33 protein-coding genes are annotated in these 25,932 nt (G+C 34.2%); 23 read left to right on the top strand and 10 right to left on the bottom strand.

Going from position 1 to position 25,932, the window contains the following annotated elements; all coding sequences use genetic code 11:
• Positions 1 to 72: 72 nt before the first annotated feature.
• Positions 73 to 624, top strand: a complete 552-nt coding sequence (locus GFJ36_RS18135) for a GNAT family N-acetyltransferase (RefSeq protein ID WP_087984077.1) — start codon at positions 73 to 75, stop codon at positions 622 to 624.
• 99 nt (positions 625 to 723) lie between these two features.
• Positions 724 to 951, top strand: a complete 228-nt coding sequence (locus GFJ36_RS18130) for a coiled-coil domain-containing protein (protein ID WP_001047302.1) — start codon at positions 724 to 726, stop codon at positions 949 to 951.
• A 71-nt stretch (positions 952 to 1,022) separates the two neighbouring features.
• Here GFJ36_RS18130 and GFJ36_RS18125 read toward each other — a convergent pair whose 3' ends face one another.
• Positions 1,023 to 2,348: an ArsB/NhaD family transporter gene (locus GFJ36_RS18125; RefSeq protein ID WP_098146448.1), complete on the bottom strand. Its 1,326-nt coding sequence runs from the start codon at positions 2,346 to 2,348 to the stop codon at positions 1,023 to 1,025.
• 262 nt (positions 2,349 to 2,610) lie between these two features.
• On the opposite strand from GFJ36_RS18125, the gene GFJ36_RS18120 reads away from it, so the two are divergent.
• Together GFJ36_RS18120 and bshB2 are read left to right on the top strand one after the other, a co-directional pair.
• Positions 2,611 to 2,961, top strand: coding sequence for a YojF family protein (locus tag GFJ36_RS18120; protein WP_000407039.1), 351 nt, complete (start codon positions 2,611 to 2,613; stop codon positions 2,959 to 2,961).
• Between the two features lie 15 nt (positions 2,962 to 2,976).
• Positions 2,977 to 3,639 (top strand): bacillithiol biosynthesis deacetylase BshB2, encoded by a 663-nt coding sequence (gene bshB2 / locus GFJ36_RS18115; RefSeq protein WP_046957847.1) that lies wholly within the window; start codon positions 2,977 to 2,979, stop codon positions 3,637 to 3,639.
• A gap of 83 nt (positions 3,640 to 3,722) precedes the next feature.
• On the opposite strand, the gene GFJ36_RS18110 is transcribed toward bshB2, so the two are convergent.
• Both GFJ36_RS18110 and GFJ36_RS18105 read right to left on the bottom strand, forming a co-directional pair.
• A complete protein-coding gene (locus GFJ36_RS18110; protein ID WP_098230506.1) occupies positions 3,723 to 4,151 on the bottom strand; it encodes a cytidine deaminase in 429 nt (142 codons plus the stop codon).
• Positions 4,152 to 4,256: 105 nt separating this feature from the next.
• Positions 4,257 to 4,808, bottom strand: coding sequence for a DUF5823 family protein (locus GFJ36_RS18105; protein ID WP_098230505.1), 552 nt, complete (start codon positions 4,806 to 4,808; stop codon positions 4,257 to 4,259).
• A 363-nt stretch (positions 4,809 to 5,171) separates the two neighbouring features.
• Between GFJ36_RS18105 and GFJ36_RS18100 the strand changes: the two genes are divergently transcribed.
• Positions 5,172 to 6,371 carry a multidrug effflux MFS transporter gene (locus GFJ36_RS18100; RefSeq protein ID WP_098230504.1) on the top strand — a complete coding sequence of 400 codons (1,200 nt, stop codon included), beginning with the start codon at positions 5,172 to 5,174 and terminating at the stop codon, positions 6,369 to 6,371.
• Between the two features lie 570 nt (positions 6,372 to 6,941).
• Positions 6,942 to 8,333, top strand: a complete 1,392-nt coding sequence (locus GFJ36_RS18095; protein ID WP_142314823.1) for an amino acid permease — start codon at positions 6,942 to 6,944, stop codon at positions 8,331 to 8,333.
• Between the two features lie 48 nt (positions 8,334 to 8,381).
• Here GFJ36_RS18095 and GFJ36_RS18090 read toward each other — a convergent pair whose 3' ends face one another.
• Complete coding sequence (locus GFJ36_RS18090; RefSeq protein ID WP_098230502.1) at positions 8,382 to 9,401, bottom strand: zinc-binding alcohol dehydrogenase family protein; 1,020 nt, start codon at positions 9,399 to 9,401, stop codon at positions 8,382 to 8,384.
• Positions 9,402 to 9,711: 310 nt separating this feature from the next.
• Here GFJ36_RS18090 and GFJ36_RS18085 point away from each other — a divergent pair, with 310 nt between their 5' ends.
• The 4 genes from GFJ36_RS18085 (at position 9,712) to aiiA (ending at position 12,538) form a co-directional block, all read left to right on the top strand.
• Complete coding sequence (locus tag GFJ36_RS18085; protein WP_001102638.1) at positions 9,712 to 10,041, top strand: PadR family transcriptional regulator; 330 nt, start codon at positions 9,712 to 9,714, stop codon at positions 10,039 to 10,041.
• Positions 10,028 to 10,591, top strand: coding sequence for an HAAS signaling domain-containing protein (locus GFJ36_RS18080; RefSeq protein ID WP_098230501.1), 564 nt, complete (start codon positions 10,028 to 10,030; stop codon positions 10,589 to 10,591). The genes GFJ36_RS18085 and GFJ36_RS18080 overlap by 14 nt, the downstream gene beginning before the upstream one ends.
• Positions 10,581 to 11,450 (top strand): DUF4097 family beta strand repeat-containing protein, encoded by an 870-nt coding sequence (locus tag GFJ36_RS18075; RefSeq protein ID WP_098230500.1) that lies wholly within the window; start codon positions 10,581 to 10,583, stop codon positions 11,448 to 11,450. Before GFJ36_RS18080 ends, GFJ36_RS18075 begins: the two co-directional genes overlap by 11 nt.
• Positions 11,451 to 11,785: 335 nt before the next feature.
• The gene (gene aiiA / locus GFJ36_RS18070) at positions 11,786 to 12,538 is read left to right on the top strand and encodes a quorum-quenching N-acyl homoserine lactonase AiiA (RefSeq protein WP_098230499.1); all 753 of its coding nucleotides are present in this window, start codon (positions 11,786 to 11,788) and stop codon (positions 12,536 to 12,538) included.
• 40 nt (positions 12,539 to 12,578) lie between these two features.
• Here the strand turns inward: aiiA and GFJ36_RS18065 are convergent, their stop codons facing one another.
• The 3 genes from GFJ36_RS18065 to GFJ36_RS18055 form a co-directional block, all read right to left on the bottom strand.
• Positions 12,579 to 13,073, bottom strand: a complete 495-nt coding sequence (locus GFJ36_RS18065) for a hypothetical protein (protein ID WP_142314822.1) — start codon at positions 13,071 to 13,073, stop codon at positions 12,579 to 12,581.
• Between the two features lie 89 nt (positions 13,074 to 13,162).
• Entirely contained in the window at positions 13,163 to 13,627 is a 465-nt protein-coding gene (locus tag GFJ36_RS18060) for a DMT family transporter (RefSeq protein WP_000965807.1), read from the bottom strand.
• Between the two features lie 13 nt (positions 13,628 to 13,640).
• The gene (locus GFJ36_RS18055; protein ID WP_142314821.1) at positions 13,641 to 14,087 is read right to left on the bottom strand and encodes a DMT family transporter; all 447 of its coding nucleotides are present in this window, start codon (positions 14,085 to 14,087) and stop codon (positions 13,641 to 13,643) included.
• Positions 14,088 to 14,196: 109 nt separating this feature from the next.
• Between GFJ36_RS18055 and yeiL the strand changes: the two genes are divergently transcribed.
• The 4 genes from yeiL to GFJ36_RS18035 all read left to right on the top strand — a co-directional run bounded on the left by yeiL (position 14,197) and on the right by GFJ36_RS18035 (position 17,017).
• Positions 14,197 to 14,889, top strand: a complete 693-nt coding sequence (gene yeiL, locus GFJ36_RS18050) for a transcriptional regulator YeiL (protein WP_016118364.1) — start codon at positions 14,197 to 14,199, stop codon at positions 14,887 to 14,889.
• 12 nt (positions 14,890 to 14,901) lie between these two features.
• Entirely contained in the window at positions 14,902 to 15,255 is a 354-nt protein-coding gene (locus GFJ36_RS18045) for a glyoxalase superfamily protein (RefSeq protein WP_088609571.1), read from the top strand.
• A 204-nt stretch (positions 15,256 to 15,459) separates the two neighbouring features.
• Positions 15,460 to 16,503 carry a flavin-containing monooxygenase gene (locus GFJ36_RS18040; RefSeq protein WP_098230496.1) on the top strand — a complete coding sequence of 348 codons (1,044 nt, stop codon included), beginning with the start codon at positions 15,460 to 15,462 and terminating at the stop codon, positions 16,501 to 16,503.
• A gap of 265 nt (positions 16,504 to 16,768) precedes the next feature.
• Positions 16,769 to 17,017: a hypothetical protein gene (locus GFJ36_RS18035; protein WP_000666938.1), complete on the top strand. Its 249-nt coding sequence runs from the start codon at positions 16,769 to 16,771 to the stop codon at positions 17,015 to 17,017.
• 36 nt (positions 17,018 to 17,053) lie between these two features.
• On the opposite strand, the gene GFJ36_RS18030 is transcribed toward GFJ36_RS18035, so the two are convergent.
• Complete coding sequence (locus tag GFJ36_RS18030) at positions 17,054 to 18,091, bottom strand: serine hydrolase domain-containing protein (RefSeq protein ID WP_098230495.1); 1,038 nt, start codon at positions 18,089 to 18,091, stop codon at positions 17,054 to 17,056.
• 111 nt (positions 18,092 to 18,202) lie between these two features.
• Positions 18,203 to 18,397 (bottom strand): hypothetical protein, encoded by a 195-nt coding sequence (locus tag GFJ36_RS18025; protein WP_098230494.1) that lies wholly within the window; start codon positions 18,395 to 18,397, stop codon positions 18,203 to 18,205.
• A 133-nt stretch (positions 18,398 to 18,530) separates the two neighbouring features.
• On the opposite strand from GFJ36_RS18025, the gene GFJ36_RS18020 reads away from it, so the two are divergent.
• Positions 18,531 to 18,812 carry a hypothetical protein gene (locus GFJ36_RS18020; RefSeq protein WP_087984092.1) on the top strand — a complete coding sequence of 94 codons (282 nt, stop codon included), beginning with the start codon at positions 18,531 to 18,533 and terminating at the stop codon, positions 18,810 to 18,812.
• 29 nt (positions 18,813 to 18,841) lie between these two features.
• Here the strand turns inward: GFJ36_RS18020 and GFJ36_RS18015 are convergent, their stop codons facing one another.
• Entirely contained in the window at positions 18,842 to 19,132 is a 291-nt protein-coding gene (locus tag GFJ36_RS18015; RefSeq protein WP_087984093.1) for a DUF3784 domain-containing protein, read from the bottom strand.
• Positions 19,133 to 19,244: 112 nt separating this feature from the next.
• Here GFJ36_RS18015 and GFJ36_RS18010 point away from each other — a divergent pair, with 112 nt between their 5' ends.
• The 8 genes from GFJ36_RS18010 to GFJ36_RS17975 all read left to right on the top strand — a co-directional run bounded on the left by GFJ36_RS18010 (position 19,245) and on the right by GFJ36_RS17975 (position 25,838).
• Positions 19,245 to 19,526 (top strand): MazG nucleotide pyrophosphohydrolase domain-containing protein, encoded by a 282-nt coding sequence (locus tag GFJ36_RS18010; RefSeq protein ID WP_087984094.1) that lies wholly within the window; start codon positions 19,245 to 19,247, stop codon positions 19,524 to 19,526.
• Positions 19,527 to 19,669: 143 nt separating this feature from the next.
• Positions 19,670 to 20,443 (top strand): BcII family subclass B1 metallo-beta-lactamase, encoded by a 774-nt coding sequence (gene bla2, locus GFJ36_RS18005; protein WP_087984095.1) that lies wholly within the window; start codon positions 19,670 to 19,672, stop codon positions 20,441 to 20,443.
• Positions 20,444 to 21,052: 609 nt separating this feature from the next.
• Positions 21,053 to 22,339, top strand: coding sequence for a hydroxylamine reductase (hcp, locus tag GFJ36_RS18000; protein ID WP_098230493.1), 1,287 nt, complete (start codon positions 21,053 to 21,055; stop codon positions 22,337 to 22,339).
• Between the two features lie 422 nt (positions 22,340 to 22,761).
• The gene (locus GFJ36_RS17995; protein ID WP_000429483.1) at positions 22,762 to 23,082 is read left to right on the top strand and encodes a PadR family transcriptional regulator; all 321 of its coding nucleotides are present in this window, start codon (positions 22,762 to 22,764) and stop codon (positions 23,080 to 23,082) included.
• 75 nt (positions 23,083 to 23,157) lie between these two features.
• Entirely contained in the window at positions 23,158 to 23,499 is a 342-nt protein-coding gene (locus GFJ36_RS17990; RefSeq protein ID WP_000889650.1) for a DUF1048 domain-containing protein, read from the top strand.
• A gap of 156 nt (positions 23,500 to 23,655) precedes the next feature.
• A complete protein-coding gene (locus GFJ36_RS17985; protein ID WP_157349694.1) occupies positions 23,656 to 24,417 on the top strand; it encodes an ABC transporter ATP-binding protein in 762 nt (253 codons plus the stop codon).
• A complete protein-coding gene (locus tag GFJ36_RS17980; RefSeq protein WP_087984098.1) occupies positions 24,418 to 25,167 on the top strand; it encodes an ABC transporter permease in 750 nt (249 codons plus the stop codon). It abuts the gene before it with no gap.
• A 299-nt stretch (positions 25,168 to 25,466) separates the two neighbouring features.
• Positions 25,467 to 25,838 carry a DUF805 domain-containing protein gene (locus tag GFJ36_RS17975; RefSeq protein ID WP_087984099.1) on the top strand — a complete coding sequence of 124 codons (372 nt, stop codon included), beginning with the start codon at positions 25,467 to 25,469 and terminating at the stop codon, positions 25,836 to 25,838.
• The last annotated feature ends 94 nt before the right edge of the window (positions 25,839 to 25,932 follow it).

Below are 25,932 nucleotides of genomic sequence, written 5' to 3'. Positions count from 1 at the left end.
TCAGTTTATAGAACAAGGGGATAAATAGGCTAGAATAATTATCCCCGTTACTTAATAAAGGGGGAGTTTGAAATGACAATGAATCTTTTTCAAAATAAATCAATTAAATTATCAGCTATGAGAGAAGCTGATGCTGCAGTAATGGCTATGTGGCAAGAAGATAGTGAGTATTTAAGGAATGTAGATACAGATGTAGCATTCCCGCAATCGATACAACAAATAGCAAGTGATGGTCTATTAAAGGGGCGAAGATCGAATAGTGTTTCTTTCATGGTAAGGACAGTTCAAGATGATCGCTTAATTGGTTTTGTTGCAATTCATGGTATAGAGTGGAATAACAGAACGGGTTTATTAGCAATTGGTATAGGAGATGCGAATGATAGGGGGAAGGGATATGGAAGAGAAGCGATCTATCTTATCTTAAAATATGCTTTTTATGAATTGAATTTACACCGCGTCGGTCTTGATGTTATTTCTTATAATAAAGCTGCTATTGAGTTGTATAAAAAGATGGGTTTTCAGATGGAAGGCTGTATGAGAGAAGCGGTTCAAAGAGATGGGAAGTGTTTTGATCGTATCATTATGGGGATATTGCGGGATGAATGGATTGAGCTGCAAGGTTAGAAAGTACATTCAAAATTATATATGTAGTATGCAGGAGATATAATGATAATTGGCGAATTTTTACAATGTACTGATTGAACTTATAAGGAGTCATGAAAAATGAATTTAGAAAAAGCAAAACCAGTAAATGAAGAAGTCGCTGAATTAAAGGAACTAATTAAAGAATTACACGGAAGTGTACATCAACTGCAAAGTGAAGTGCAGCAACTAAGGCACGAAAGACCGGTTGTTGAAGTAAGAAAAGGTGTTCAATTATCACCAGCAATCGTTGGACAAATTGGTGGTATGATATTAGGTGGATTAGCAATTATAGGTATATTTTGGTGATAAAAAAAGGTTTGCAGCATAGTGCTGCAAACCTTTTGTATTTGACGATATAATTTTACGCACTACAACTTTTACATTAAATAACGTAAATATATATAAGCGTGTGATAACAATAGCGCAATAATTGTTAACGGTAAACCAATTTTTAAGAAGTCCATATACGAGAATCCATGTCCTTCACGTTTTGCAATACCAGCAACGACTACGTTTGCGGATGCTCCGATTAATGTTCCGTTTCCGCCTAAGCAAGCTCCAAGTGATAACGCCCACCATAGTACTTCGATTTGTGGAGAGTCTACAGATAGTCCGAGTCCTGTAGCTAAATCTTGAATAAGCGGAATCATCGTTGCGACAAAGGGGATATTATCAATTGTCGCAGATGCGATGCCTGATACCCATAAAATAAGTACCGCAGCGAAACCGATATCGCCATTTGTTACGTCGAGTACTTCTTTTGCGAGTGAAGAAATAAGCCCGATATCAATTAACCCGCCAACGAGAACGAATAGTCCAGCGAAGAAGAAAATAGTTACCCATTCAACGTGGGCAAATACATCTTCAATATCGTGTTCTTTTACTCCAATTAGCATAAGAATTGTAGCGCCTGTCATCGCGATAACGGCAGCGTCTACATGAATAATCGAATGAAGTACAAAGCCTAAAATAGTTAGTCCTAAAATTGAAATGGATTTTAAAAGGAGGCTTTGATCTTTAATATAATCTTTTTCGTTCAATGCCATTAATATTTTAATTTGCTCAGTTGTTGTTTTTAGTTTGTTACGATACATGAAGTAAATAATGCCAAGTGTAACGATAGAAATAATAATTACGATTGGAGCTAAGTTTAGTAAAAAGGCATTAAAATCTAAATGTTTATTTGCTGATCCAATCATAATATTAGGTGGATCACCGATTAATGTTGCTGTTCCGCCTATATTTGAAAATAGCACTTCTGAAATCAAATAAGGAACAGGGTTTACTTTTAAAATACGTGTAATGGATAGTGTAACAGGTACGATTAGTAAAACGGTCGTTACGTTGTCCAGAAAGGCAGAACCGACAGCAGTTAATAGGGATAGTAATAATAAAATGCGGATTGGTTTTCCGCCAGCTGCTTTTGCCGCTTTAATGGCTACAAATTCAAATACGCCTGATTGACTCGTAATATGTACGAGAATCATCATCCCAATTAAAAGGGTAATCGTTTCCCATTGAATATGTGATGTGAAAGCAGTATGTAAATCTACAACGCCAAAAATAATCATAATAGCAGCGCCGAATAGTGCGATTACAGCACGATTCAATTTCTCAGAAATAATAAATCCGTACGTGATTAAAAATACGGCAATTGCAAAATAATATTGCCAATTTGCTACTTCATGTGCTGATTGTTCCAATCATGTCACCTTCTTTAAAGTATGTATTCAATTGTCAAAATATATCTCGCTGCATAAATACGGGATAAAATATATTGTAGCAAATTCAAAAAAGAAAGAAAACTATTTAACAAAGTGAAGGAAAAAATGATGATTTTACATATGATATAAAAAAATAAAGAAACACAGTGCAAATTATTAGGAAAAGTGGGCGCTGTCCTCTAATATAGAGATAGCAATTTACATTATTTTTGCGTAAAATGGTTTAAAGAGGTGAATTCCGATGGAAATAGTAAAAGATAGTTCTCTTATTCAAAATGAAATTGAACGTTTTGTAAATAAAGATGTATATATTCATTTAGAAACAACGAACGGAGCGTATGCATCACACTTTAACGAAAAGATGATGACAGTTGGAGCATTCATTCGAAATGCAATTATTCGCTTTGAACGTGGGAAGATTACTGGAACAAATCCATACCGAGTTGGTTTAAAAATGGATCATGGCTGGGTATATGCAGAAGGTATTACGCACTGGGAAGTAGACGATAAAGAGCGTTTATTACTTGCAGGGCATGATAACCAAGGCCGCTTAGCAGTTGCACTTGAGTTAAGCTTAACGCCATTTAAGTAAGAAGGAGGGAAACTTATGGAGAGACATGTACTTGTTGTATTTCCGCATCCAGATGACGAAGCATTTGCGGCGGGAGGAACAATTCGCTTATTAACAGATCAAGGAGTACCTGTAACGTATGCATGTGGTACTTTAGGACAAATGGGACGTAACATGGGGAAAAACGTATTCGCTAACCGTGAAACGATTCCAAATATCCGTGAAAAAGAATTAAAAGATGCATGTGAAGCGATGGGGATTCAAGATTTAAGAATGCTTGGTTTCCATGATAAAACATTAGAATTTGAAGATGTTGATTTCGTTGCAGATAAAATTGAAGCAATCATTCAAGAAGTAAATCCGTCTCGAATTATTACATTTTATCCAGAGCACGGCGTACATCCAGATCATGATGCATTTGGCCGCGCAGTTGTTCGCGCTGTATCACGTATGTCAAAAGAAGAACGTCCAGTTATTCATGCAGTTGCGATTACGAGAAATCGCGAAGCTGTATTAGGTGAGCCGGATGTTGTAAATAATATTAGTGAAGTATTCGAGCATAAGCTAGCTGCACTAGGCGCGCATCGTTCCCAAACAGAAGCGATGCTAGAAGAAACACACGCAAAAATTAAAAACAAAGATGCAGCAACATTAAAATGGCTGCAACTTGAACAATTTTGGACTTATAAATGGGAGTAGGCTAGAAGGGAACCTTCTAGTAGCTCTTACATAGAAAAAGCACCGTCATTTGTGACGGTGCTTTTTAGTGAACAGTTATCACGTTATCTCGTACTCCATTCTTTCACGAATTCATCATGATATGCTTTGCTCCAATGATATGGCTGTAATTCTTTTAACGGTTTGAAAACAATATCTTGTTTAGGATTTGTAATGGCGCATAGTACTTCTGGTCCCCAATAAAATAAACGTTCTTGGCATACACCACAAGGTGATAACACTTTTAATTCAGAATGCTCATTTTCCCTTGCAAGACAAATAGAATGTGTAACTTTCTTATGAAATTTATGTGCTTCTAAAATTGCACCTGTTTCCATACAAAGTTCTGTTGAAGCGTTTATTACGTCAGGGGCCACACTTGTATAAATGGATCCATCTTCTACACGAATTGCTGCAGCTCCGCCCCAACCGTGTGGGTATCTTTGGTCAATTAAACTTTTCACTGTATCATATAATTGTTGTTCAATGCTCAATTGTATTTCCTCATTTCTGCTTAAATTTCGATTCAATGACTGTTATTTTTTTAGTTACACGGCTAAAAAGAATAGACACTCAATTTCAAACTATAAATGCAAGAATTACTCTTCATCTGCATACTTTTCCTCTAAAGAAATTAATAGAGCAATGAATCCGAGTACTACAATAATTAAAGTGGCTATAAAAGATTTAGAAAGAGAAAAAGAACCTGCAATGAAAGGTGATAAAAACTTGAATGAAAGTATACTAGCTAGTAAGGACACTACTAAAATGGTAAAAAGAGCTACATTTTTATTACTAATAGATGATTGTAAAAAGTCTTTAATAAAGCCAATAGAGACAAATATAGTTAGTATGATAAGGGAAATAAAATAATGTGTTACATTTGTCATACTAATAGTAGGATCGTCTATTATGTAGGCAAGTAACTTAGATATTAACATACCACCAAATAATAGAATGATAAAAGCGAGTAACTCTGTTGACATATAAGTGCTAAAATTGACTTTCTTTTTAAAGAGCTTATAGCTTAGTGTAGCCTGGATTATTTGCATGATAAAAAGAGCGATAATCCACACATAATAGACAATTGGTAATTCTCCTGAGAATAGAGAAATTAGGAAATTTACTATTGTCTTTAAAATTTCAATCATTACGAAAGGCCTCCTGTTTGCAAGCTTTACGACACTAAAAATGCTAGTCTATCGCTTTATAATTAGAACTGTTAATTCAAACTATTTCTAATTATTCCATAAAAAGGTGGTAGCTTCAAGTTATCTTTTTAACAAAGATTCCAAGGCTCAACACTAGAAAAAGAAACGCAATATGTAATATAATTGAAAAAGTATATATTAAAATTAATGTTAATATTACCCTCCTATAAGTATTAACATACGTAATTGAGGTGTTTTCTTTGTTGTTTTATGATCGAATTTCTATAATGGCCCCTCCTGTTCCGTAGCTAAGGAAAGTCTTTTTATTTCTGAGATTTTCAAAGTTATAGGAGGGTATGAAAAATGAAAAAAGTCTCAGTACCATCACTTTTGTTAATGATCATTCTTGTCGCATTTCCGCAAATTAGTGAAACGATTTACACACCGTCTTTACCTGATATTTCAAAGGCGTTACATGTAAGTAATAATGAGGTACAGTTAACACTTAGTGTGTATTTTGCTGGATTTGCTTTAGGTGTATTTTTTATTGGATGGTTATCAGATATAATTGGCCGTCGCCCGGCAATGTTATTTGGAATTGTCGTATATGGCGTTGGGAGTTTCTTATGCTTTATTGCAAATTCCATTGAAGTTTTATTGCTAAGTCGTTTTATTCAAGCGTTTGGAGCAAGTGCTGGCTCTGTTGTTACACAAACGATTTTACGTGAAAGTGTAGAAGGGCATAAGAGGCATGTTATGTTTGCTCAAATCTCGGCAGTCATTGCTTTTACACCAGCGATAGGGCCGTTAATTGGTGGTTTTCTTGATCAAATGTTTGGATTTAAAATCGTATTTTTAAGTTTAGTAGTTATGAGTGTCGGAATTTTGCTGTATACGTTTGTTTCCCTTCCGGAAACAAAAACGGACTCAGTAACGAATAAAATAAATGTGTTTTCTGTTTTAAAACGATTGATTACAAATCCTAAAGTAGTAACATATGGGGTATTAATTGGAGGAGCGAATGGTGTTTTATTTAGTTATTATGCAGAAGCACCGTTTATCTTTATTGAATACTTTCAATTATCGCCTAGTATGTATGGACTTCTAGGAATTGTTGTTGCTTCCGCTTCTATTATTGGAGCGAAAGTTTCGAAACGATTGCTTGCCACGTATAAACCAGAGAAAATTATATATATTGGTTGTCTTGTAATGACAGGGGGAGCTATTCTTTTATCTGTTATTACGTTTGTTGGATCAAATCCGAATGTAATATATATGATTTTATTTTTAATAGCGATGTTTATATTGCTATTAGGAATTGGGATAGCGTTACCTAACTGTTTAAGTTTAGCATTAGTAGATTTTCAAGATGTCATTGGTACAGCCGGAGCGTTGTTTAGCTTAGGGTACTATGTAATTGTGACGATGACAGTTTGGGGAATGAGTCAACTTCATACGGGCTCGTTACTGGTGATGCCACTTTATTTTTTGGCTATTGTAGTTATCATGATGGTGTTTACTAAAGTGTTGATTTTAGGTAAACGAACTTCAAAAATGATTTAAATATAAAAGGGGCTCATTAAAAATGAGCCCCTTTTATATTTTATCCTGCTGTTTTGAGGCAGTAAGATTCCTACCTCAAAATTGGGCTGGACTAAAGAACTTAGTAGTTTATTAATATATTAAATTTCTGATTGGTATATGAATCGGACGTGTGGGGAATTACGTTAACTATTATAAAGATTGAAGTACATGAGATGTGAAACTGAGGAAGGAATACTCTCCTCGGTTATTTATATTGTAATAATATTCATGCCGGAATCATATTGAATAGATGTATTTTATTGTTAATTCAGTTAAAAATTAAACGTAATCATGCATATTAATTTATTGAAAAAATAATTGAATTTTTCAGATTAATGAATTAATATAAGGTAAGTAATTTTAAGATTTAAAGAATATTGGAAGATGAAAGGTTTTGAGAATTTTATAAGAAGCAAAAAACGATTTTAGGATAGCTTTAAAGTTAGTCTAAAATGACGTTTGCTTCATCATTTTCAGGGCCGAAAGGAATTAGGGGAAAGCATCTTGTATTAAAATGCGGCTATGAATCATCTAAGAGGGGGAAATGAAGTGGCAAACAAGGAATTGAAAAGGGGCTTAGAAGCACGTCATATTCAAATGATCGCTTTAGGCGGAACGATTGGTGTTGGTTTGTTTATGGGGTCGGCCAGCACGATTAAATGGACAGGTCCGTCAGTAATGCTTGCGTATGCAATTGCAGGTATTTTTATTTTCTTCATTATGCGTGCGATGGGTGAAATGTTGTATATGGAGCCGAGTACAGGTTCATTTGCGACGTTCGGTCATAAGTATATTCATCCGCTAGCTGGCTATATGACAGCGTGGAGTAACTGGTTCCAGTGGGTTATCGTTGGGATGTCAGAAATTATTGCTGTTGGAGCATATATGAAATATTGGTTCCCTGACTTACCAGCTTGGATACCAGGTGTAATCGCAATGGTTATTCTTGGCGCAGCTAACTTAATTTCTGTTAAGTCATTTGGTGAATTTGAATTTTGGTTTGCGATGATTAAAATTGTTACGATTCTATTAATGATTATTGCGGGATTTGGACTTATTTTCTTTGGAATTGGTAACGGCGGAGAAGCGATTGGTATATCAAATCTTTGGTCAAATGGCGGTTTCTTTACAGGTGGTTTTTCAGGATTCTTCTTTGCATTATCACTTGTAGTTGGTGCATACCAAGGTGTGGAATTAATCGGTATTACTGCTGGTGAAGCGAAGGATCCGAAGAAGACACTTACAAAAGCGATTCAAAGTACAATTTGGCGTATTTTAATTTTCTATATTGGTGCTATTTTCGTTATTGTAACTGTGTATCCGTGGGATCAATTAAGTACAATTGGTAGCCCATTCGTAGCAACTTTTGCGAAGGTTGGTATTACGGCTGCTGCAGGACTTATTAACTTCGTTGTTATTACAGCGGCGATGTCTGGTTGTAATAGTGGTATTTATAGTGCAGGACGTATGCTTTACACGTTAGGTGTAAATGGACAAGCACCGAAATATTTCACGAAACTTTCTGGAAATGGTGTACCTTTATTCGGTACAGTTGGCGTACTTATCGGTTTAGCGGTTGGTGTTGTATTAAGTTATATTGCTCCGAAAAACTTATTCGTATATGTATATAGTGCGAGCGTACTTCCTGGTATGGTACCATGGTTCGTCATTTTAATTAGTCAAATTAACTTTAGAAAAGAAAAAGGGGCAGAGATGAAAGATCATCCGTTCAAAATGCCATTTGCTCCTGTTACAAACTATTTAACAATTGCCTTTTTAATTATGGTATTAATCGGAATGTGGTTTAACGATGATACGCGTATTTCACTAGTTGTAGGGATTATTTTCTTAGCTATCGTTACAATTAGTTTCTATGTTTTCGGAATAGGGAAACGACCTCCGTTAGATGTTCCAAATGATCAAGAGATTTCAAGTAAATAAAGATAGTAAAAAGTCCGATTTCTCATTTGGAAATCGGACTTTTTGTTATTAAAACTTTTCTAAAACGATTTTCCCAATTGTACTTCCGCTTTCAAGTAGTGCATGTGCTTTCTTTATGTTTTCAGCGTTAATTGGTGTGAATGTTTCATTTAGAGTAGTCTTTAAAATGCCTTCATCTAATAATTCACTTACTTTATTTAATAATTCGTGCTGCGTAATCATATCACCAGTTTCATACATCGCTTTTGTAAACATAAACTCCCAAACGAATGTAGCACTTTTACTTTTTAAAATCCCCATCTCAAGAGGATGTTCATTTTCTACGATAGAGCAAATTTTCCCTTGTGGTTTAATAAGCTCACATATTGCTTGCCAATGTTGATCTGTATTGTTTAAGCAGAAAATATAATCTACATCTTTTAGCCCAAACTCTAATATTTGATCTTGTAAAGGTTGGTGATGATTAATAATATAATCGGCACCAAATTTTTCAACCCAATGTATCGTTTCATTGCGGGATGCAGTTGTGATTACATTCAGTCCAGCCCATTTTGCCAATTGAATTGCAATCGAGCCAACACCACCAGCACCGCCAATAATTAAAATGTTTTTAAATGTATTTGTATCCTTCTTATTATAATCAATGCCTAAACGTTCAAATAAACCTTCCCAAGCCGTAATAGCTGTTAACGGAAGTGCTGCAGATTCAGCATCACTTAACGTTTTAGGTTTTTTACCAACGATTCTTTCATCAACTAAGTGGTATTCACTATATGTACCTTGTCTCGTAATGCTTCCAGCGTAAAACACTTCGTCGCCTTCTTTAAATAACGTACAACCTTCGCCAGTTTGCACGACAACACCAGTAGCATCCCAGCCAAGTATTTTCGCTATATCTTCTTTTTTATCTTTCGGAGAGCGAACTTTTGTATCAACTGGATTAACGGAAATAGCGTTAATTTTAACGAGTATATCTCTTCCTGTAGCAACAGGCCTTTCAACTTTGATATCAATTAAACTATTTTCTTCTTCAATAGGTAAGTATTCATGTAAACCAATTGCTTTCATGTGTATTCCCTCCATTAAAATAAGAGTCATTTACTCTTTTATTATAGTAGGTAAAGCGTCATTATGTAAAAAAGTTGAGTTCTTTCCATTTTGTAAAAGAGCTGTTTCAACTTCATTTAGAACTTTGTAACTGGCGAGCAACATCCATCACTCTGATTTTATAAGCGTCGGATGAGAGGTATACTTATTTTTCCAGTGTACCTTGCAATGAACAATACCAAGTGTTATATTATACTTGTAGTTATTAGTTATAAAACAGTACTAAATAATAAATGGTAGTGGATATCAATTAGAATAGGGTGAATGAATATTGAATGTACAATTTAAAAAAGGAGTTTTAGAACTTTGTGTTCTTGTCTTACTGGATAAGCAAGACCGTTATGGATATGAATTAGTTCGAAATATTTCCAATCGAATTGAAATATCAGAAGGGTCTGTTTATCCTCTTCTTCGAAGGCTAACTAAGGAAGAATATTTTACAACGTATTTACAGGAGTCTTCAGAAGGCCCTTCAAGAAAGTATTATACACTGACGGATAAAGGTAGAACGTATTTGTATCAACTTTTGGAGGAATGGAATGAGTTTTCACAAGGTGTCAATCAATTAATTAAAGAAGGTGTAGGTAATGACGAAAGATAAATTTTTACAACAATTAAATGTATCTCTAAAAAGGTTATCTGATAAAGAGCGTGCAGATATTTTAAAAGATTATGAAGAACATTTTACTTTCGGATTAGAGGAAGGGAAAAGTGAAGAAGAAATCGCAACTTCATTAGGCTCTCCAGCTCAAATCGCCAAAGAGTTATTAGCAGATTATCATATTGAGAAAGTAACAGCAAGTGCAACAACAGGAAATGTTTTTCGGGCAATTTGGGCAGTAATTGGATTAGGTTTTTTTAATTTGTTAATCGTGCTTGGACCTGCAATTACATTAGCGGTATTAATTTTTTCAGGATGGGTTCTAGGTATATCATTTTTAGGCGCACCATTACTTGTTTTAGTTGATACGATTATACATCCAAATACATTCTTGCTATTTAATCTTTTTGTTTCTTTAGCACTTTGTGGACTTGGATATTTCATTGTTATTGCTATGTTATTTTTAACGAAGCTAGCAAAGAATGGATTTGTTCGTTATTTAAAGTTCAATATAGCATTAGTAAAAGGTGGTTTAAAGCATGATAAATAAAAAGAGTCTTTCAATCATTGCAGGTATTATTTTCATTATTGGTATTATCGGAAGTTTATTCACTTATCGTTCAATTGCTGCAGTACCAATTTCAGAAGAAAAGGTCGTTAATAATAATAATAATGTGTCAAGCGTCATTATTGATACAAATAACGTTCGTGTTAATATCAATCCTACAAAAGATAGTAACGTGAAAGTAAAATTAGATGGCGAGGTTAATCCAAACGTAAAAAGAACATTAGCTACGGATGAGGAAGATTCAACGCTTCTCATTTCTTATAAAGAAAAACAACAGAGCTGGTTCAACTTTAATATTTCTGAAGTATTGGCTCCATTAACATTAAATGTGTATCTACCCGAAAAACAATATGATTCATTAAAAGTTTCCAATAATAATGGCTACGTTTCTGCTAAAAAACTAAACGCAACACATTTTAATATAAATACAAGCAATGGACATGTTGAATTAAGAGAAATCAATTCGCCAAAAATTATCGCAGAAGCAAACAATGGAATTATGGATTTCAAAGATGTATTGGCACAAAATATTCATGTGAAATCGAACAACGGACGAATAATGTTAGACCATGTTGAAGGTGAAATAGAGGGGCAAACTAAAAATGGAAGTCTTACTCTTAAAACGAATGAACTGGATCGAAATCTCAATTTTATGACTCATAATGGGAAAATTAATATTGAAACCGAAAAAGAACCAACTAATGTTCAATTTAATGTTTCTGTCGACAACGGCAGCGCGAATATCCTGAATAAATATAACGGGAATACGGTTATTGGAAAGGGAGAAAATATAATTAAATTAAACACACATAACGGAAATATTACAGTGAAAAACCAATAGCATATTACCTTTTATAATCTCAGCTCGTCGCACATAAAGAGCAATAATAAATAAAAAAGAATCGACTCCTTTTTTCAACATATAGGTAGTCGGTTTTTTTTATGTAACCTTCGTTTAAGTGTGTATCCTTTTCGTATTTCAAAATACAAACAGTGGATTTATTACCCTGGATTCTTAGAAAAATAACGAATAATAATTAATAGTGTAAGGAGAATTTGTGAATGACTCAAAAATAATAGCTGAAACAATGAAAAGTGAGAAGGAGTTTATTTCTAGCAAGAGGAATTCTTTACTGTATTGTTTTATTCAAAACTAAATTTAAAGGTGGATACATAATGACAGTAAAGAAGCTTTATTTCGTCCCAGCAGGTCGTTGTATGTTGGATCATTCGTCTGTTAATAGTACATTAACATCAGGAGAATTATTAGACTTACCGGTTTGGTGTTATCTTTTAGAGACTGAAGAAGGACCTATTTTAGTAGATACAGGTATGCCAGAAAGTGCAGTTAATAATGAAGGTCTTTTTAACGGTACATTTGTCGAAGGGCAGGTTTTACCGAAAATGACTGAAGAAGATAGAATCGTGAATATTTTAAAACGGGTTGGTTATGAGCCGGAAGACCTTCTTTATATTATTAGTTCTCACTTGCATTTTGATCATGCAGGAGGAAATGGCGCTTTTATAAATACACCAATCATTGTACAGCGTGCTGAATATGAGGCGGCGCAGCATAGCGAAGAATATTTGAAAGAATGTATATTGCCGAATTTAAACTACAAAATCATTGAAGGTGATTATGAAGTCGTGCCAGGAGTTCAATTATTGCATACACCAGGCCATACTCCAGGGCATCAATCGCTATTAATTGAGACAGAAAAATCCGGTCCTGTATTATTAACGATTGATGCATCTTATACGAAAGAAAACTTTGAAGATGAAGTGCCGTTTGCGGGGTTTGATTCGGAATTAGCCTTATCTTCAATTAAACGTTTAAAAGAAGTTGTGATGAACAAGAAGCCGATTGTTTTCTTTGGACATGATATAGAACAGGAAAAGGGATGTAAAGTGTTCCCTGAATATATATAGTACAAAAAGTCATGAGCTTATTCGCTCATGACTTTTTCGTTTAAATGATTTTTTTAAATAAGTTATAAACTTTTTTAGAACTATCTTCATTTAATTGATAGTACGTAAGGTTTACATCATCAGGAGTATCTTGCTGAGCAATCATCACTTCGTTACTGTGATGGTCAACTACCCATATAAAATATTTTTTATAAGTTCCATCCTCGAAAGTAATCCACATATCACAGTCTATTAAATCTGATCCTTCTTCATCTAATGTTAATTTTCCTTTTTGGGCGGTATCCATACTGTTAATAAATGTTTTTAATTCATCTGTTTTTGTGAGAAACATATCCTTTTTTGTTTTAATTGACTCGACATGTATATCTTTTATTTCCTGTTTTCCTAAAAAGACAGGGGGCTCATTTGGATCTCTTTGAGTTGAAATAATAGTAGCTTTCTTCTTTGGCTTATTTGCTGTATAGAAGTCTTGAATAGATTTTCCAGAGTTAAAAAACCATACGATACCCAAAATAATCAATGCACTACCGAGCAGTAAAATGATTTTCTTAATAGAATATTCTCCTCTCTATCACTTCGTATGAAGAGCTTTTCTATTAATATATGATAGGGAAGCATAAAGTATTATAATTGAACTTGGTTATTCTGCACAGTTTTAACAGGGCGATCTACGAGTAAATTGTAAGTGAGTCCGATTAGTACGAAAATGCCACCGACAACCTTTCCTATAGAGAGTTCGTGTGACAAGATGAAATCAATGATAGTCCCCGCAAATAATTGTCCGATAAAGATGAGTAACGTTAAATAAAATGCTGATATTTTAGGTGTAATATAGTTCGATAACGAGATGACGATAACGCCTACTAATCCGCCTAAGTAAACAGCGATAGGAATAGATTGCAACGTATGACTAGGAATGTACATTGAATCTGAACTGAAAATTAAAAATAACATAGAGAAAAATAATCCAGTAATATAATTAAAAAACGTACCTTCCCAATTACCGATTTTCGCTGCTAAATTTGCGTTAATAATTCTAGCAACAACGATAGAAACACCAGCTAAAATAGCGATAGTAATATATAACATTTTCTTGCCCCCATTAATAAATTGTCATGATTATAATTCCGGAAGAGATGAAACATAATCCAATTAGTTTTTTCTTTTCAAACTTTGCAACTTTCATTCCTAATAAGCCGAAATGATCAATAACGATGGAAGCAATGGATTGACCAAGTAAACTTAATGCGATCGTAATAGAGGCACCAAGGACGGAGAAACTTATATTATTAAAAAGGACAGTGAATACCCCAATCGCTCCAGCGCTATATAAAAAAAGTGGAATGCGTTTATCAAAATAAATTTTATTTTTGTTTATGATTAAAACGAAAATAACTGCAATTAAACCGACAAGGTGAATGACAACGCTTGCTGTATACTTGCCAATTAATTCAGATAAAATCCCATTCAATGGAAGCATAACGGCAATGAGCACACCAATAAAGACAGAAAGAAAGTTGTACAATGTAATATCCCCTTTAATTTTCATATTTGTAATGACTGTATCATGCTGAAATTGTGAATTACTATGACATATGTCATAGTGGAAGGGGAAAATTTTGATTACAATGGGGAGTAGTTGTAAAGGCGGGGGAACTATGAAGAAAATATGTAATTCTATTAAATTAACAAATTATATGAAAGAAAATAATATTGACTCCTTTTTTAGTAATGATATGAAACCATATATGGAACTAATATTTTTTAAAAAGAATGAGTTTATTTGTAGAGAGAATGAAGAGATAGATTATTTATTTTTCTTCGTTGAAGGAAAAGCGAAAGCGTTTAATACATTAAGTAACGGGAAATCTGTATTGTTATGCTTTTATGATAGCTTGCAGCTGTTAGGAGATGTGGAGTTAATTCATTCTCAAAAGACAGCTTCAAACGTACAAGTGATGGCAGATTCATATTGTGTTGGTTTGCCTTTAGGGAAAGTGAGAAATCAATTATTTCATGATGCAAAATTTTTACGATGTATTTGCGGATCGTTAGCACATAAGTTAAATCGACTTTCAAAAAATAGTACAATTAATTTACTATATCCACTTGAAAATAGACTTGCGAGTTACATGTTAGCAGCAGGGGAACGAGCGGTGCAGCATGGAAATAGAATTGTGTTTAGTGGGAATTTAACGGAAACAGCTGAATTGTTAGGAACGAGTTATCGACACCTATTACGTACATTAAATATTTTTTGTGATAAAGAGATTATAAAAAAGAACAATGGTTGCTTTGAAGTAGTAAACTTGGATGTTTTGAGGGAATTGGCGGCAGATGTTTATAAATAGGAGGAGATTAGAATGATTACACCTATATTTAGAATTTTTGATGTTGAAAAAGCAAAGCTATTTTACATAGATTTTTTAGGGTTTAAAATGGATTGGGAACATCGGTATGAGGAACATATGCCATTATATATGCAAATTTCGTTACATGATGCTGTAATACATTTATCAGAACATCATGGGGATGCTTCGCCAGGCGGTGCGATTCGGGTGAAAATAGAGGATTTAAAAAGTTATTATGCTATTTTATCAAGTAAGGATTATGCTTATTCAAAACCTGATATAGAGAGCACACCGTGGGATACGATGGAATTAACTGTGATTGATCCGTTTTCAAATAGAATTATATTTTATGAGGAAAAATTGTAGAAATGGAAGGGGTTCATATACAAGTTTTCCTAAATTGAGTAGTGTAATTACGTGTTAAATGAATGGAATGAAGAGTAGTTCATAAAGTAGTGAACTACTCTTTTTCATTTTGTTAAACAAATTGAATTATTGATAAATAAATCGTATCATAAAACATATGAACGAATGAGTATATGTTCATACGTTTTGGGAAGGAGGAAAAAAATGTTAGATGCAATTATCGTTGGAGCTGGTCAAGCTGGATTAACAATGGGATATTACTTGAAGCAAGAAGGTTATAATTTTTTATTACTTGAGGCAGGAAACCGAATTGGGGATTCATGGAGAAACAGATATGATTCTTTGCAACTCTTTACACCGAGGGAATATAGTAGTTTACCAGGTATGATAGTAAAAGGAGAAGGAAAGGGATTTCCGTGTAAAGATGAAATGGCAACGTATTTAGAAGAATATGCAAGGTACTTTAAATTACCGGTCCAATTGCAAACCGAAGTTTTAAAAATAAAGAAAGAAAAAGAGATATTCAAATTACATACTCCTACAGAAATTTTACAAGCAAAAAAGGTTGTTATCGCAACAGGTGGTTTTCAGCAACCATACATCCCCTCATTTTCACAACATCTTTTATCACATGTTTTTCAAATACATTCATCACAATATAAATCACCATCACAAATTCCTAAGGGGAATGTACTAGTAGTAGGTGGCGGGAATTCAGGAATGCAAATTGCAGTAGAACTTGCAAAAACTCATGAAGTTACAATGTCTATCAGTCATCCTTTAACATTTTTACCGTTACGTCTTTTTAGAAAAAGCATTTTTTATTGGTTAGAAAAATTGGGTTTATTGTACGCCGAAGTAAATACTAAGAGGGGAAAATGGTTTCAGAAGAGAAAGGATCCTATTTTTGGTTTTGAAGGCAAAGAACTTATTCGTAATGGAGCAATTAAACTAGAGGAAAAAGTGGTTAGTGCATCAGAAAATAATATTATGTTTCAAAATGGTGGCACGTATAGTGCAGAAAGCATTATATGGTCAACTGGTTTTATTCAGAACTATAAATGGATTGAACTAGAAAAGGCAGTGAATGAGAATGGATTTCCTAATCATGTAAAGGGAATAAGTCCCGTGAGAGGATTATATTATATCGGTTTGCCGTGGCAATCTCAAAGAGGATCTGCACTTATTTGTGGTGTAGGAAAGGATGCATCATATTTACTTTCTGAAATCAAAAAAATAGATCAGTAGCAGCGACTACTGATCATCCATATGTACATGAATTAGGAGAGGTCAAACATTTATTAACTTTATTATAATAGATTTTCATAAGAATAAAAACTGAAAATTCTAATTTTATGTTGAGAAAGTTTTTTGTATCGAAATATATAAAAGAATAGGGGTTTTTAGTAAAAAGAAATATGATATTTATATTTTAATAAATTATGATATAGTTTATAAAGAATAGATTACATAAAATGTTATTTTATTACATATTTAGGAAGGGGGGATTGTTATGAAGTTTGATGATCAACGCCTACTAGGAGTACGATTAGGTTCTATACTTGTAACAGAGGAAAATCAATATTTAGTAATTAAGAAAAAAGATCATTATGCACTTTTAAATATACATAATTTAGAATGCACACATGTTGAAGTGCAGCTAGAACATATTGAAGAAATGTTGCAGGAAGATTTTCAAGAAAGTATAACGGAGATTATCGCACCAGAACATATAAAAATTGTTGCGAAAAATGTAATATAAAGAAAGAAGCTGGAAGGAACAGCTTCTTTCTTTTCGTTAAAAGGATAACGTTTTTAACACGTCACCAATAATCCCTTCCATTTGATGAACGCCTAAGTCAGCGTTCGTCATTATAACAGCACCATTACCTCGGTATGGATAGCATATCATCATACATTGAAATCCAACGCCCCATCCAAGTGAATACATTTGTAAGTCTTTATTCGAATCATCTAGAAACACACCTAATCCAGTCCATTTTGAGCAACCTTGAGGAGAAATCATATCTTGTACTAATTTTTGAGAAAGTTTTAGTTTGCCCTTTCCTTGTAAGGAATGAATGATTTCAATTACTAAAGTTGATAAGTCTGTTGGTGTTGTCCAAATACCTGAAGCGGCTGCGAATGGATAAAATGGATACTTCTCATTTGTAACGGTGCTATCTTTATTATGCCCACAAGCAAAGGCCTCCATTTTATTTATATCTTTAGTAGAGAATAGCATGCTATTTTTCAGTTGGAGTGGCTGAAAAATATATTCTTCAAGTAAAAGGTTGAATGATTTTCCTGTTATATCTTCAAGTAGTAGTTCAATAATACAAAAGTTTGCATCAGAGTAGTGAAATTCACTTTCTGGCTTATAAGTCACTTCAATAGGTACGGAGCAATATGATGTTTTACCAGCAAGTAGCTCAGCCATTTTTGGTCGCCTTTGTGCAAGTGTATAATGTTCAAAACTATTAGGAGGATCAATAATTCCAGATTGATGGCTTAATAAATTTCGTAACGTAACTTTTTTCTGTGAGGTAAATAGATTGGTATGTATGTTCCAAGATGAGAGTGTATTATTTACGTCTTCGTCTAAATGCACGATTTCTTGATCTGATAACGTGAGTATGAGCATTGTAGTAATGAATTTACTAATTGAACAAGAATTGAATATAGAATTCGTAGTGACAGTTCTAGTTGTTCCAGATTCAAGTGTTCCAAAAGCAATCGCTTCGTCTAGTTTGCCGTCACGTATAACGGTAAGACTTAACCCTGCAACGGAATATTGGCTCATTTTCTCATATATATTGTTACTTTTTAAGTTCATAGTGACTCCTTCCTTCTAAAAGATAGAATGTTAGTTCTATTATACAGTAGTAAATAGAGAGAATAAGAGAAAAAGAAAAAACTTCATCTTTTATCGATGAAGTTTTTTTAGTTAATTCGAAGTGAATGTTTTAAAAAATTTGTCTCGGTACATGTACATTAGCCAGAAAGCTGTTATAGAGGAAATACTCATTTCTTTGTTTTGAATTGGCGCATTGAAAACAAGCCAGCCAACGATATCAAATAATAAATGTAGTGCAATTGAAAGTACTACAAATTGTAGTAACGTCTTAAAAAATCTTTTCATAAAGTGCCCCCTTAAAATAAAAGGTTTTATCAACAGTGTTGTATATTACTATTATACATTAAATGTGTTTCATGGTAAAATTTACATAAGTTGGTGAAATAAAACAAATGAAAGCTAATGAGGGGGAATAGTCATGGAATTTTGGATGATCATACCGATAGCGGTCTTTGGGTTTATTTATATCGTTGAAAAATTAAATAGAATCGAAAAGAAAACGGATGCACGTTTAAAGAGGATGGAAGATAGATTACAGCTAATTTCGAAAGAAATGGGAATTATAGATAGAGAACCTGAAATTAATAAAGAGTTGCGTCAGCTTATGGAAGAAGGAAAAACAGTTACAGCAGTTAAGAGAGTAAGAGAGGCTTTTGGTTTTTCATTATTAGAAGCGAAGCAATATGTCGATAAATTATAAAAAAGATCATCCAATTGGATGGTCTTTTTTTATTGAACCATACGTGTATTTACATAGGCAGCTATTATAACGTGTCCAATTATAATGATAGGAAATAAGATTTTGGCATTAGGAGTAGTGAAGACACTACCAATTGTGGCAATAACACCGGCAGTTAAATTATAAAGACCAACTATTTGTGATAACTTACCTTTATCTGGCACACGGCGTTCGTTGAATCCTGATAAGAGCCAAGTGTATTGTTTTACTCCGATGAAATAAGCTAATGCAAATGAAATGATTGCTAATATGAATAATGATGGGGAAGCGAAGAGAGTCATTGAAAACACCTCCGTTAAAGGGTTATAAATAAATTATAGTATGAATGTTATAATTTAACAAAATATAAGTGTAATAGAAAAACGGAGTATTTATCATGAAGGGGGATTAAGTATGAATATTGTAGAATTCCAGAGATATGTATCAAATTTCAGTAAAGAAAAAGGATTTCAAGATACAACCATTGAAGAGCGTACAATGTATACGATGGCGGAATTGGGTGAATTAGCGGAAATTATATTAAAGCGTGATAAAATACAAGATTCGAAAAGAGAGATTGGTTTAGAAATGTTTGATGTCATTTGGAATGTATGTGATTTAGCAAACAAGTTAGAAATTGATTTAGAGAAGGCATTTGAAGAAAAAATGAGGATTAATAAAAAACGTGAATGGTAAAAGGAAAGTTAAAAAGCGTACAAAATTTTGTACGCTTTTTATTAATGAGATGAAAAATATGTAAGAAAAGATGGAACAAACTGTTAAGGTGAATTGTCTATTATAGGTAATAACTATTTCGTTTGAAAGAAAGGGTGGAGAAAATGAAAAAGAATACATTATTAAAAGTAGGGGTATGTGTTAGTTTGCTAGGAACAACTCAATTTGTTAGTGCTGTTTCTTCTGTGAAAGCGGAACAAAAGCTAGAGCAAAAAATAATAAAAAATGAGACAGGAACTATTTCAATTTCTCAGTTAAACAAGCATGTATGGGTTCATACGGAGTTAGGTTATTTTAACGGAGAAGCAGTTCCTTCGAACGGGCTAGTTCTTATTACTTCTAAAGGGTTAGTGCTTGTTGATTCTTCTTGGGATGATAAGTTAACGAAGGAATTAATAGAGATGGTAGAAAAGAAATTTAAGAAACGGGTAACGGATGTCATTATTACACATGCGCACGCTGATCGAATTGGCGGAATAAAAACATTGAAAGAAAGAGGCATTAAAGCGCATAGTACAGTATTGACTGCAGAACTAGCAAAGAAAAATGGATATGAGAAACCGCTTGGAGATTTACAAACCGTTACAAATTTGAAGTTTGGAAATATGAAAGTAGAAACGTTTTATCCAGGGAAAGGACATACAGAAGATAATATTGTCGTATGGTTACCGCAATACAACATTTTAGCTGGAGGCTGTTTAGTGAAATCTGCGTCCGCGAAAGATTTAGGAAACGTTGCTGATGCTTACGTAAATGAATGGTCTACATCGATTGAGAATGTGCTGAAGCGATATGGAACTATCAATTCAGTAGTTCCTGGTCATGGAGAAGTTGGGGATAGAGGTTTACTTTTACATACATTGGATTTGTTGAAATAAGAAACAGTGGGAATAAAAAAACGAGGAGAAACAAATTTCTCCTCGCTTTCTTCTAACTATATTTAAATGCGAAGCCTGCATACGTTACTGAGATTTTAATTCCAAGTATACAAATACCAGTACCGTCATAATTGCTATAACAACGTAAGTAGCATCAAGCATTATAAGTGTTTTTAAAGTTTCAGTCATCCTCATTCACCCCTGATATGAAAATATAACATAATCTCTTGTTAATTAAATCAGAGATTATAAAGATAACAATGTACATGAAATTTATTAAGTAGTTTCTATATAAATATATCATATAAATAATGTAAACAATGTTAAGATAATGTAAATGTATTGTAAATGAAGGACTTTCCCATAGAATTTTTAATCAAAAAAATTGCTAGTTGCTAATAGTTCTTTAAATCTATTAACTAGCTATTTGAAAGTACCAACAAAGATGTACATTTTTCAGTAATGTTTTTAGAGTCAATAAAAATATTATGTCAACAATATGAACTGTCACAAATTTATCTATATTATTGTGATTGATATCACATCCTTTCATCTCACCAGATATTATGCTTAGTTTGTAAGGAATGATTGGGAGAGGGTGGGATGATAATGTTTTGTTATCAATGTGAACAAACGCCAACAGGCGGATGTAAAGTAATCGGTGTTTGCGGTAAAAATGAAACAATTGCAAGTTTACAAGATACGATTGTGTTTGGATTAAAAGGAATTGCGGCTTATCGTACGCATGCTGCTCAGCTAGGGTATACTGATGATTTTGTAGATGCTACAACGCAAGAAGCACTGTATATGACATTAACCAATTCTAACTTTAATGAACAAGAACATATTGATATGGCTATGAAAGTAGGGAAATCAGCTTTACGAGTAATGGAGTTGTTAGATGAGGCGCATACGAATCACTTTGGTGTTCCAGAGCCTGTTCAAATTACACAAAACCATGTAGAAGGTAAAGCAATTGTAGTTACTGGTCATAATTTATTTGCGTTAGAAGAATTATTAAAACAAACAGAAGGAAAAGAAATTAATATTTATACGCACTCTGAAATGTTGCCAGCACACGGGTATCCGCAGCTGAAAAAATATAAACATTTAAAAGGAAACATCGGTAAGGCATGGTACGATCAACGACGTCTGTTCGAAAAATTTACAGGTGCCATATTAGCGACAACGAATTGTGTTATGCCAATTAAAGGATCATATTCTGATCGATTCTTTTCATATGATATTGCAGGTTTAGAAGGTGTACAAAAAATTGAAAATGATGATTTCACGCCGTTGATTCAAAAAGCGCTAGAACTTCCAGAAGTACATATGGAGTCGGATGAACAGTTAGTAACAGGGTTTCATCATAATACAGTATTATCATTGGCCCCAGAAATTATTGAGGCAGTAAAAGAAGGGAAGATTAAGCGTTTCTTTGTCATCGCAGGTTGTGATGCACCAGGAAAAGGCGGGGAATATTATCGTGAATTAGCAACGTCACTTCCGCCAGAAACGGTTATTTTAACGACTTCTTGCGGAAAATTCCGCTTTAATGATGTAGAGTACGGTGTTGTACCTGGTACAGAGATTCCGCGTTACATTGATTTAGGGCAATGTAATAATTCAATTTCTACAGTGAAAATAGCAGCCGCTTTAGCAGGTGCTTTTCAATGCGAAGTGAACGAACTGCCAGTTAGTATTGTCCTTTCATGGTTTGAACAAAAAGCGGTTGCCATTTTACTTGGACTATTTAGTCTCGGCATTCAAGATATTCGCATCGGTCCAAAGGCGCCTGAATTTATTTCACCTGGCGTGCTTGATGTATTACAAGAAACATTCGGTTTGAAACTGATTACAAATGCAGCGGAAGATATGGAAATGATGTTATCGTAACAAAAGGATGATCTGTCTTATTAAGAAGAAGAACTAGCCTATAGCGCCCCAAAATAAAAATGTAGAATTTTTGTTTTGGGGTATTTTCTTTTCTTAGCGGGATGGGTAATAGTTGATTTTAGAAAAATATAAAAATCGAGTTGACATTTACAACTACTCAGTCATACAATGTACTTGTAATAGGTAATACTGAGTAGTGCTGTTTCTCAAAATATTTTCAGCAAACGATAGGTAATAGCGGTTTTTAGAAAAATTTTGAAAATCAGTTGACATTCACAACTACTTGGTCATACAATGTAGTTGTAATAAGTAATACTGAATAGTGTAGTTTTACTCAAAAGCTATTCAGTAAAAATTCGCCTTAGTACTCTGTGATACTGAATATAAGTCAGACAGAATAGGGGGTAAAGGAGGATCAGGATATGGAAAATTTAACTGAAATGTTGAAAGGTTCACTGGAAGGGTGTGTACTGGAAATCATCAGCCGCCGTGAAACGTACGGCTATGAGATTACCCGCCACCTGAATGATCTTGGGTTTACCGAAGTCGTAGAAGGGACGGTTTATACTATCCTCGTACGATTAGAAAAGAAAAAGCTTGTGAATATTGAAAAGAAACCATCAGATATGGGGCCGCCTCGTAAGTTTTATTCATTAAATGAAGCAGGCCGTCAGGAACTTGAATTGTTTTGGAAAAAATGGGATTTTGTATCTTCAAAAATTAACGTCTTGAAGTCAAACTAGCCTCATAATATAAAATGTTCCGGCTCATATTTGGAGAGTTTCTTGTTCTGTTTTATAAAAAAGGAGGAAAATAAGATGTTGGAAATATTCAAAAAATTAATTGGTGATAAAAAAGAGTACAGAATGATGATGGCACGTGTTGCAGCACTACCCGAGGACTATCAATTTGTGTTTAAGAAAATTCAAAACTACATGTGGAATTTTTCGACCGGAAACGGTATGGATATGCTGCACATACAGTATGAATTAATCGATTTGTTTGAAGCTGGTGCAGCAGAAGGCAGACAAGTGCTTGACATTACTGGGGAAGACGTAGCATCTTTTGCTGACGAACTAGTGGCAAACGCTAAAACGTATGTTTCCAAGTATCGTGAAGATTTGAATGAAAGTATTATGAAGAAGTTGAGAAAAAAATAAATACAATTAGGAATACCAACTGATTAGCTGGTTACAAATGTGAATTGCCACCATCGCTATTCAGTTATATTTTTAAATCACTACTAAGTATTACAGATTATCAGTGATACTAAATAGAGGGTATAGGTAATCTATTTTGATAAAGGGGGAAAAAGTATGAGTAATGCAGCTGTTTCTGTAAAAGGATTAAAAAAATCTTTTAAAGATAAAGAAGTCTTAAAGGGAGTGGATTTTGAAGTGCAGCGTGGCGAAATTTTCGCGCTGCTAGGCTCAAATGGAGCGGGGAAAACGACAACGGTCAATATCCTTTCGACGCTAATGAAACAGGATGATGGTGAAGTAAGTATTTGTGGATTTAATATCGAACGTCAACCAGATCATGTTCGTCAAAGCATCAGTTTGACAGGGCAGTTCGCAGCTTTAGACGGCATGCTTACCGGGAGGGAAAACTTGATCATGATTGCCAAGTTACGTGGTGTCTCCAATCCTGTTCAAATCGCTGACAATTTGCTTGGAAGATTCAGCCTGACGGATGCGGCTAATCAGAGGGCAGATCAGTATTCAGGCGGGATGAAGCGCCGGCTTGATATCGCGATGAGTTTGATTGGGGCGCCAGCAGTTATTTTTCTTGACGAACCAACGACTGGACTTGATCCTGAAGCGCGGATCGAAGTGTGGGATACAGTCAAGGAACTTGCTGGTGGAGGCACAACCATCTTGCTAACAACCCAGTATTTAGAGGAAGCAGAACAACTGGCAGACCGTATCGCTATTTTGCATGGCGGAAAAATTATTACGACAGGTACTCTTACTGAACTAAAAGAGATGTTCTCGCCAGCAAAAGTGGAGTATATCGAGAAGCAGCCGACATTGGAAGAAATTTTCCTTGCGATTATTGGTAAAAAGGGGGAGATGTAAATGAAAAGCAAAACAGGGGTATTACTAGGGCGCTTAATGCGTAATATTATGCGTAGTCCGGATACAATTATTACAGTAGCGATTACACCAATTATGATGATGCTATTGTTTGTTTACGTATTTGGCGGGGCTATAAAGACAGGAACGGATAACTATGTCAATTATTTATTGCCGGGAATTTTGCTAATGGCTATCGCATCCGGTGTGGCTTACACTTCTGTGCGATTATTTACGGATGTAAAGAGTGGGCTAATGGCACGTTTTATTACGATGCCAATTAAGCGCTCATCGATATTGTGGGCTCACGTTTTAACCTCTCTTGTTGCTAATGTTCTTACTATCGTAGTGGTTATTCTTGTTGCGCTCTTAATGGGCTTCCGTTCCAGTGCTAGTATGCTAGAATGGCTTGCAGTAATTGGAATACTAGGAACGTTTACGCTAGCGCTCACATGGCTAGCTATCATTCCAGGGTTGAAAGCGAAGTCAATGGAGGGAGCGACAGCGTACTCGTACCCACTAATTTTTCTACCATTTATTAGTTCAGCATTTGTACCTACTGAAACGATGCCAAAAATTGTTCGTGCATTTGCAGAGAATCAGCCTGTAACTTCAATTGTGAATGCGATTCGTGCCCTCTTATATGAAGGGACTGTTGGCAACGATATTTGGATTGCACTTGCTTGGTGCGTAGGGATCATGATTATCTCGTACTTTTTTGCTAGTAAAGTATTTAAACGTCAGTTAGGGTAAGTGAATTAAATCATCCGAAATTATATACGTTTTAGAAAAAGTACGGGAAGATTTTCCGTGCTTTAATAATACATTCATACTGCGCTTAATTGTAATAGTTTTAAAGTAAATAGGAGAATAATGAATTGAATACAAATGCCATGAAATATGGTATGTAACGCGGAACTAAAATAACTTAAAAATAAACAGAATATTCTATATAAATATAGAGGTTACAGTTGTGATATGTTATATTTATACTTATAAGGTATATAATGTATAAATTAATTGTTTAGGGGATGGAAAAGGGAGAGATTCAAATGAAATGGTATTTATATGCTCTCAAAAACTATGCGAAATTTAGTGGGAGAGCAACGAGAAAAGAGTACTGGATTTTTACTTTAGTTAATAAGGTTACGTTTTGGTCATTAATATATTTTGCCTCATATTCTCCGTCTGTCTTCTATTTAAGAGCCAATATTACTTTGCTATATATAGCAATTTTTATCGTTCCTACTCTGGCAGTGGAAGCTCGTCGATTACATGATAGTGGAAAAACAGGATGGTGGCAGCTATTAAATTTGGTACCATTTGGAGGAGCGGTTCTACTTGTGTTTTGTATCATTGAAAGTGACGAAGGTGAGAATAAGTATGGACCAAATCCACATTTAAATCTTAAACAAGCAATTTAATGTATGTATAGTAAACTCTAATATAAAAAGGTGTGAACTAAAAGCTAGTTCACACCTTTTTATTGTATTATTCTTAGAAGCTTCGTTTAGCTTT

Source organism: Bacillus sp. EE-W1, assembly GCF_009760835.1.
Taxonomy (GTDB): domain Bacteria; phylum Bacillota; class Bacilli; order Bacillales; family Bacillaceae_G; genus Bacillus_A; species Bacillus_A wiedmannii.
Note: the sequence above shows the minus strand (reverse complement) of the source record. Positions and strands in the feature narration are given on the sequence as shown.

Coding starts and splice junctions, on each gene's coding strand:
- GFJ36_RS18080 (WP_098230501.1), top strand. CDS start 10,028: ATGACGAAAGATAAATTTTTACAACAATTAAATGTATCTCTAAAAAGG.
- yeiL (WP_016118364.1), top strand. CDS start 14,197: ATGAAGAAAATATGTAATTCTATTAAATTAACAAATTATATGAAAGAA.
- GFJ36_RS18045 (WP_088609571.1), top strand. CDS start 14,902: ATGATTACACCTATATTTAGAATTTTTGATGTTGAAAAAGCAAAGCTA.
- GFJ36_RS18020 (WP_087984092.1), top strand. CDS start 18,531: ATGGAATTTTGGATGATCATACCGATAGCGGTCTTTGGGTTTATTTAT.
- GFJ36_RS18015 (WP_087984093.1), bottom strand. CDS start 19,132: ATGACTCTCTTCGCTTCCCCATCATTATTCATATTAGCAATCATTTCA.
- aiiA (WP_098230499.1), top strand. CDS start 11,786: ATGACAGTAAAGAAGCTTTATTTCGTCCCAGCAGGTCGTTGTATGTTG.
- GFJ36_RS18100 (WP_098230504.1), top strand. CDS start 5,172: ATGAAAAAAGTCTCAGTACCATCACTTTTGTTAATGATCATTCTTGTC.
- bla2 (WP_087984095.1), top strand. CDS start 19,670: ATGAAAAAGAATACATTATTAAAAGTAGGGGTATGTGTTAGTTTGCTA.
- GFJ36_RS18130 (WP_001047302.1), top strand. CDS start 724: ATGAATTTAGAAAAAGCAAAACCAGTAAATGAAGAAGTCGCTGAATTA.
- GFJ36_RS18025 (WP_098230494.1), bottom strand. CDS start 18,397: ATGAAAAGATTTTTTAAGACGTTACTACAATTTGTAGTACTTTCAATT.
- GFJ36_RS17995 (WP_000429483.1), top strand. CDS start 22,762: ATGGAAAATTTAACTGAAATGTTGAAAGGTTCACTGGAAGGGTGTGTA.
- GFJ36_RS17975 (WP_087984099.1), top strand. CDS start 25,467: ATGAAATGGTATTTATATGCTCTCAAAAACTATGCGAAATTTAGTGGG.
- GFJ36_RS18030 (WP_098230495.1), bottom strand. CDS start 18,091: ATGAACTTAAAAAGTAACAATATATATGAGAAAATGAGCCAATATTCC.
- GFJ36_RS18090 (WP_098230502.1), bottom strand. CDS start 9,401: ATGAAAGCAATTGGTTTACATGAATACTTACCTATTGAAGAAGAAAAT.
- GFJ36_RS18010 (WP_087984094.1), top strand. CDS start 19,245: ATGAATATTGTAGAATTCCAGAGATATGTATCAAATTTCAGTAAAGAA.
- GFJ36_RS18055 (WP_142314821.1), bottom strand. CDS start 14,087: ATGAAAATTAAAGGGGATATTACATTGTACAACTTTCTTTCTGTCTTT.
- GFJ36_RS18120 (WP_000407039.1), top strand. CDS start 2,611: ATGGAAATAGTAAAAGATAGTTCTCTTATTCAAAATGAAATTGAACGT.
- GFJ36_RS18105 (WP_098230505.1), bottom strand. CDS start 4,808: ATGATTGAAATTTTAAAGACAATAGTAAATTTCCTAATTTCTCTATTC.
- GFJ36_RS18040 (WP_098230496.1), top strand. CDS start 15,460: ATGTTAGATGCAATTATCGTTGGAGCTGGTCAAGCTGGATTAACAATG.
- GFJ36_RS17980 (WP_087984098.1), top strand. CDS start 24,418: ATGAAAAGCAAAACAGGGGTATTACTAGGGCGCTTAATGCGTAATATT.
- GFJ36_RS18035 (WP_000666938.1), top strand. CDS start 16,769: ATGAAGTTTGATGATCAACGCCTACTAGGAGTACGATTAGGTTCTATA.
- hcp (WP_098230493.1), top strand. CDS start 21,053: ATGTTTTGTTATCAATGTGAACAAACGCCAACAGGCGGATGTAAAGTA.
- GFJ36_RS18060 (WP_000965807.1), bottom strand. CDS start 13,627: ATGTTATATATTACTATCGCTATTTTAGCTGGTGTTTCTATCGTTGTT.
- GFJ36_RS18135 (WP_087984077.1), top strand. CDS start 73: ATGACAATGAATCTTTTTCAAAATAAATCAATTAAATTATCAGCTATG.
- GFJ36_RS17990 (WP_000889650.1), top strand. CDS start 23,158: ATGTTGGAAATATTCAAAAAATTAATTGGTGATAAAAAAGAGTACAGA.
- GFJ36_RS18075 (WP_098230500.1), top strand. CDS start 10,581: ATGATAAATAAAAAGAGTCTTTCAATCATTGCAGGTATTATTTTCATT.
- bshB2 (WP_046957847.1), top strand. CDS start 2,977: ATGGAGAGACATGTACTTGTTGTATTTCCGCATCCAGATGACGAAGCA.
- GFJ36_RS17985 (WP_157349694.1), top strand. CDS start 23,656: ATGAGTAATGCAGCTGTTTCTGTAAAAGGATTAAAAAAATCTTTTAAA.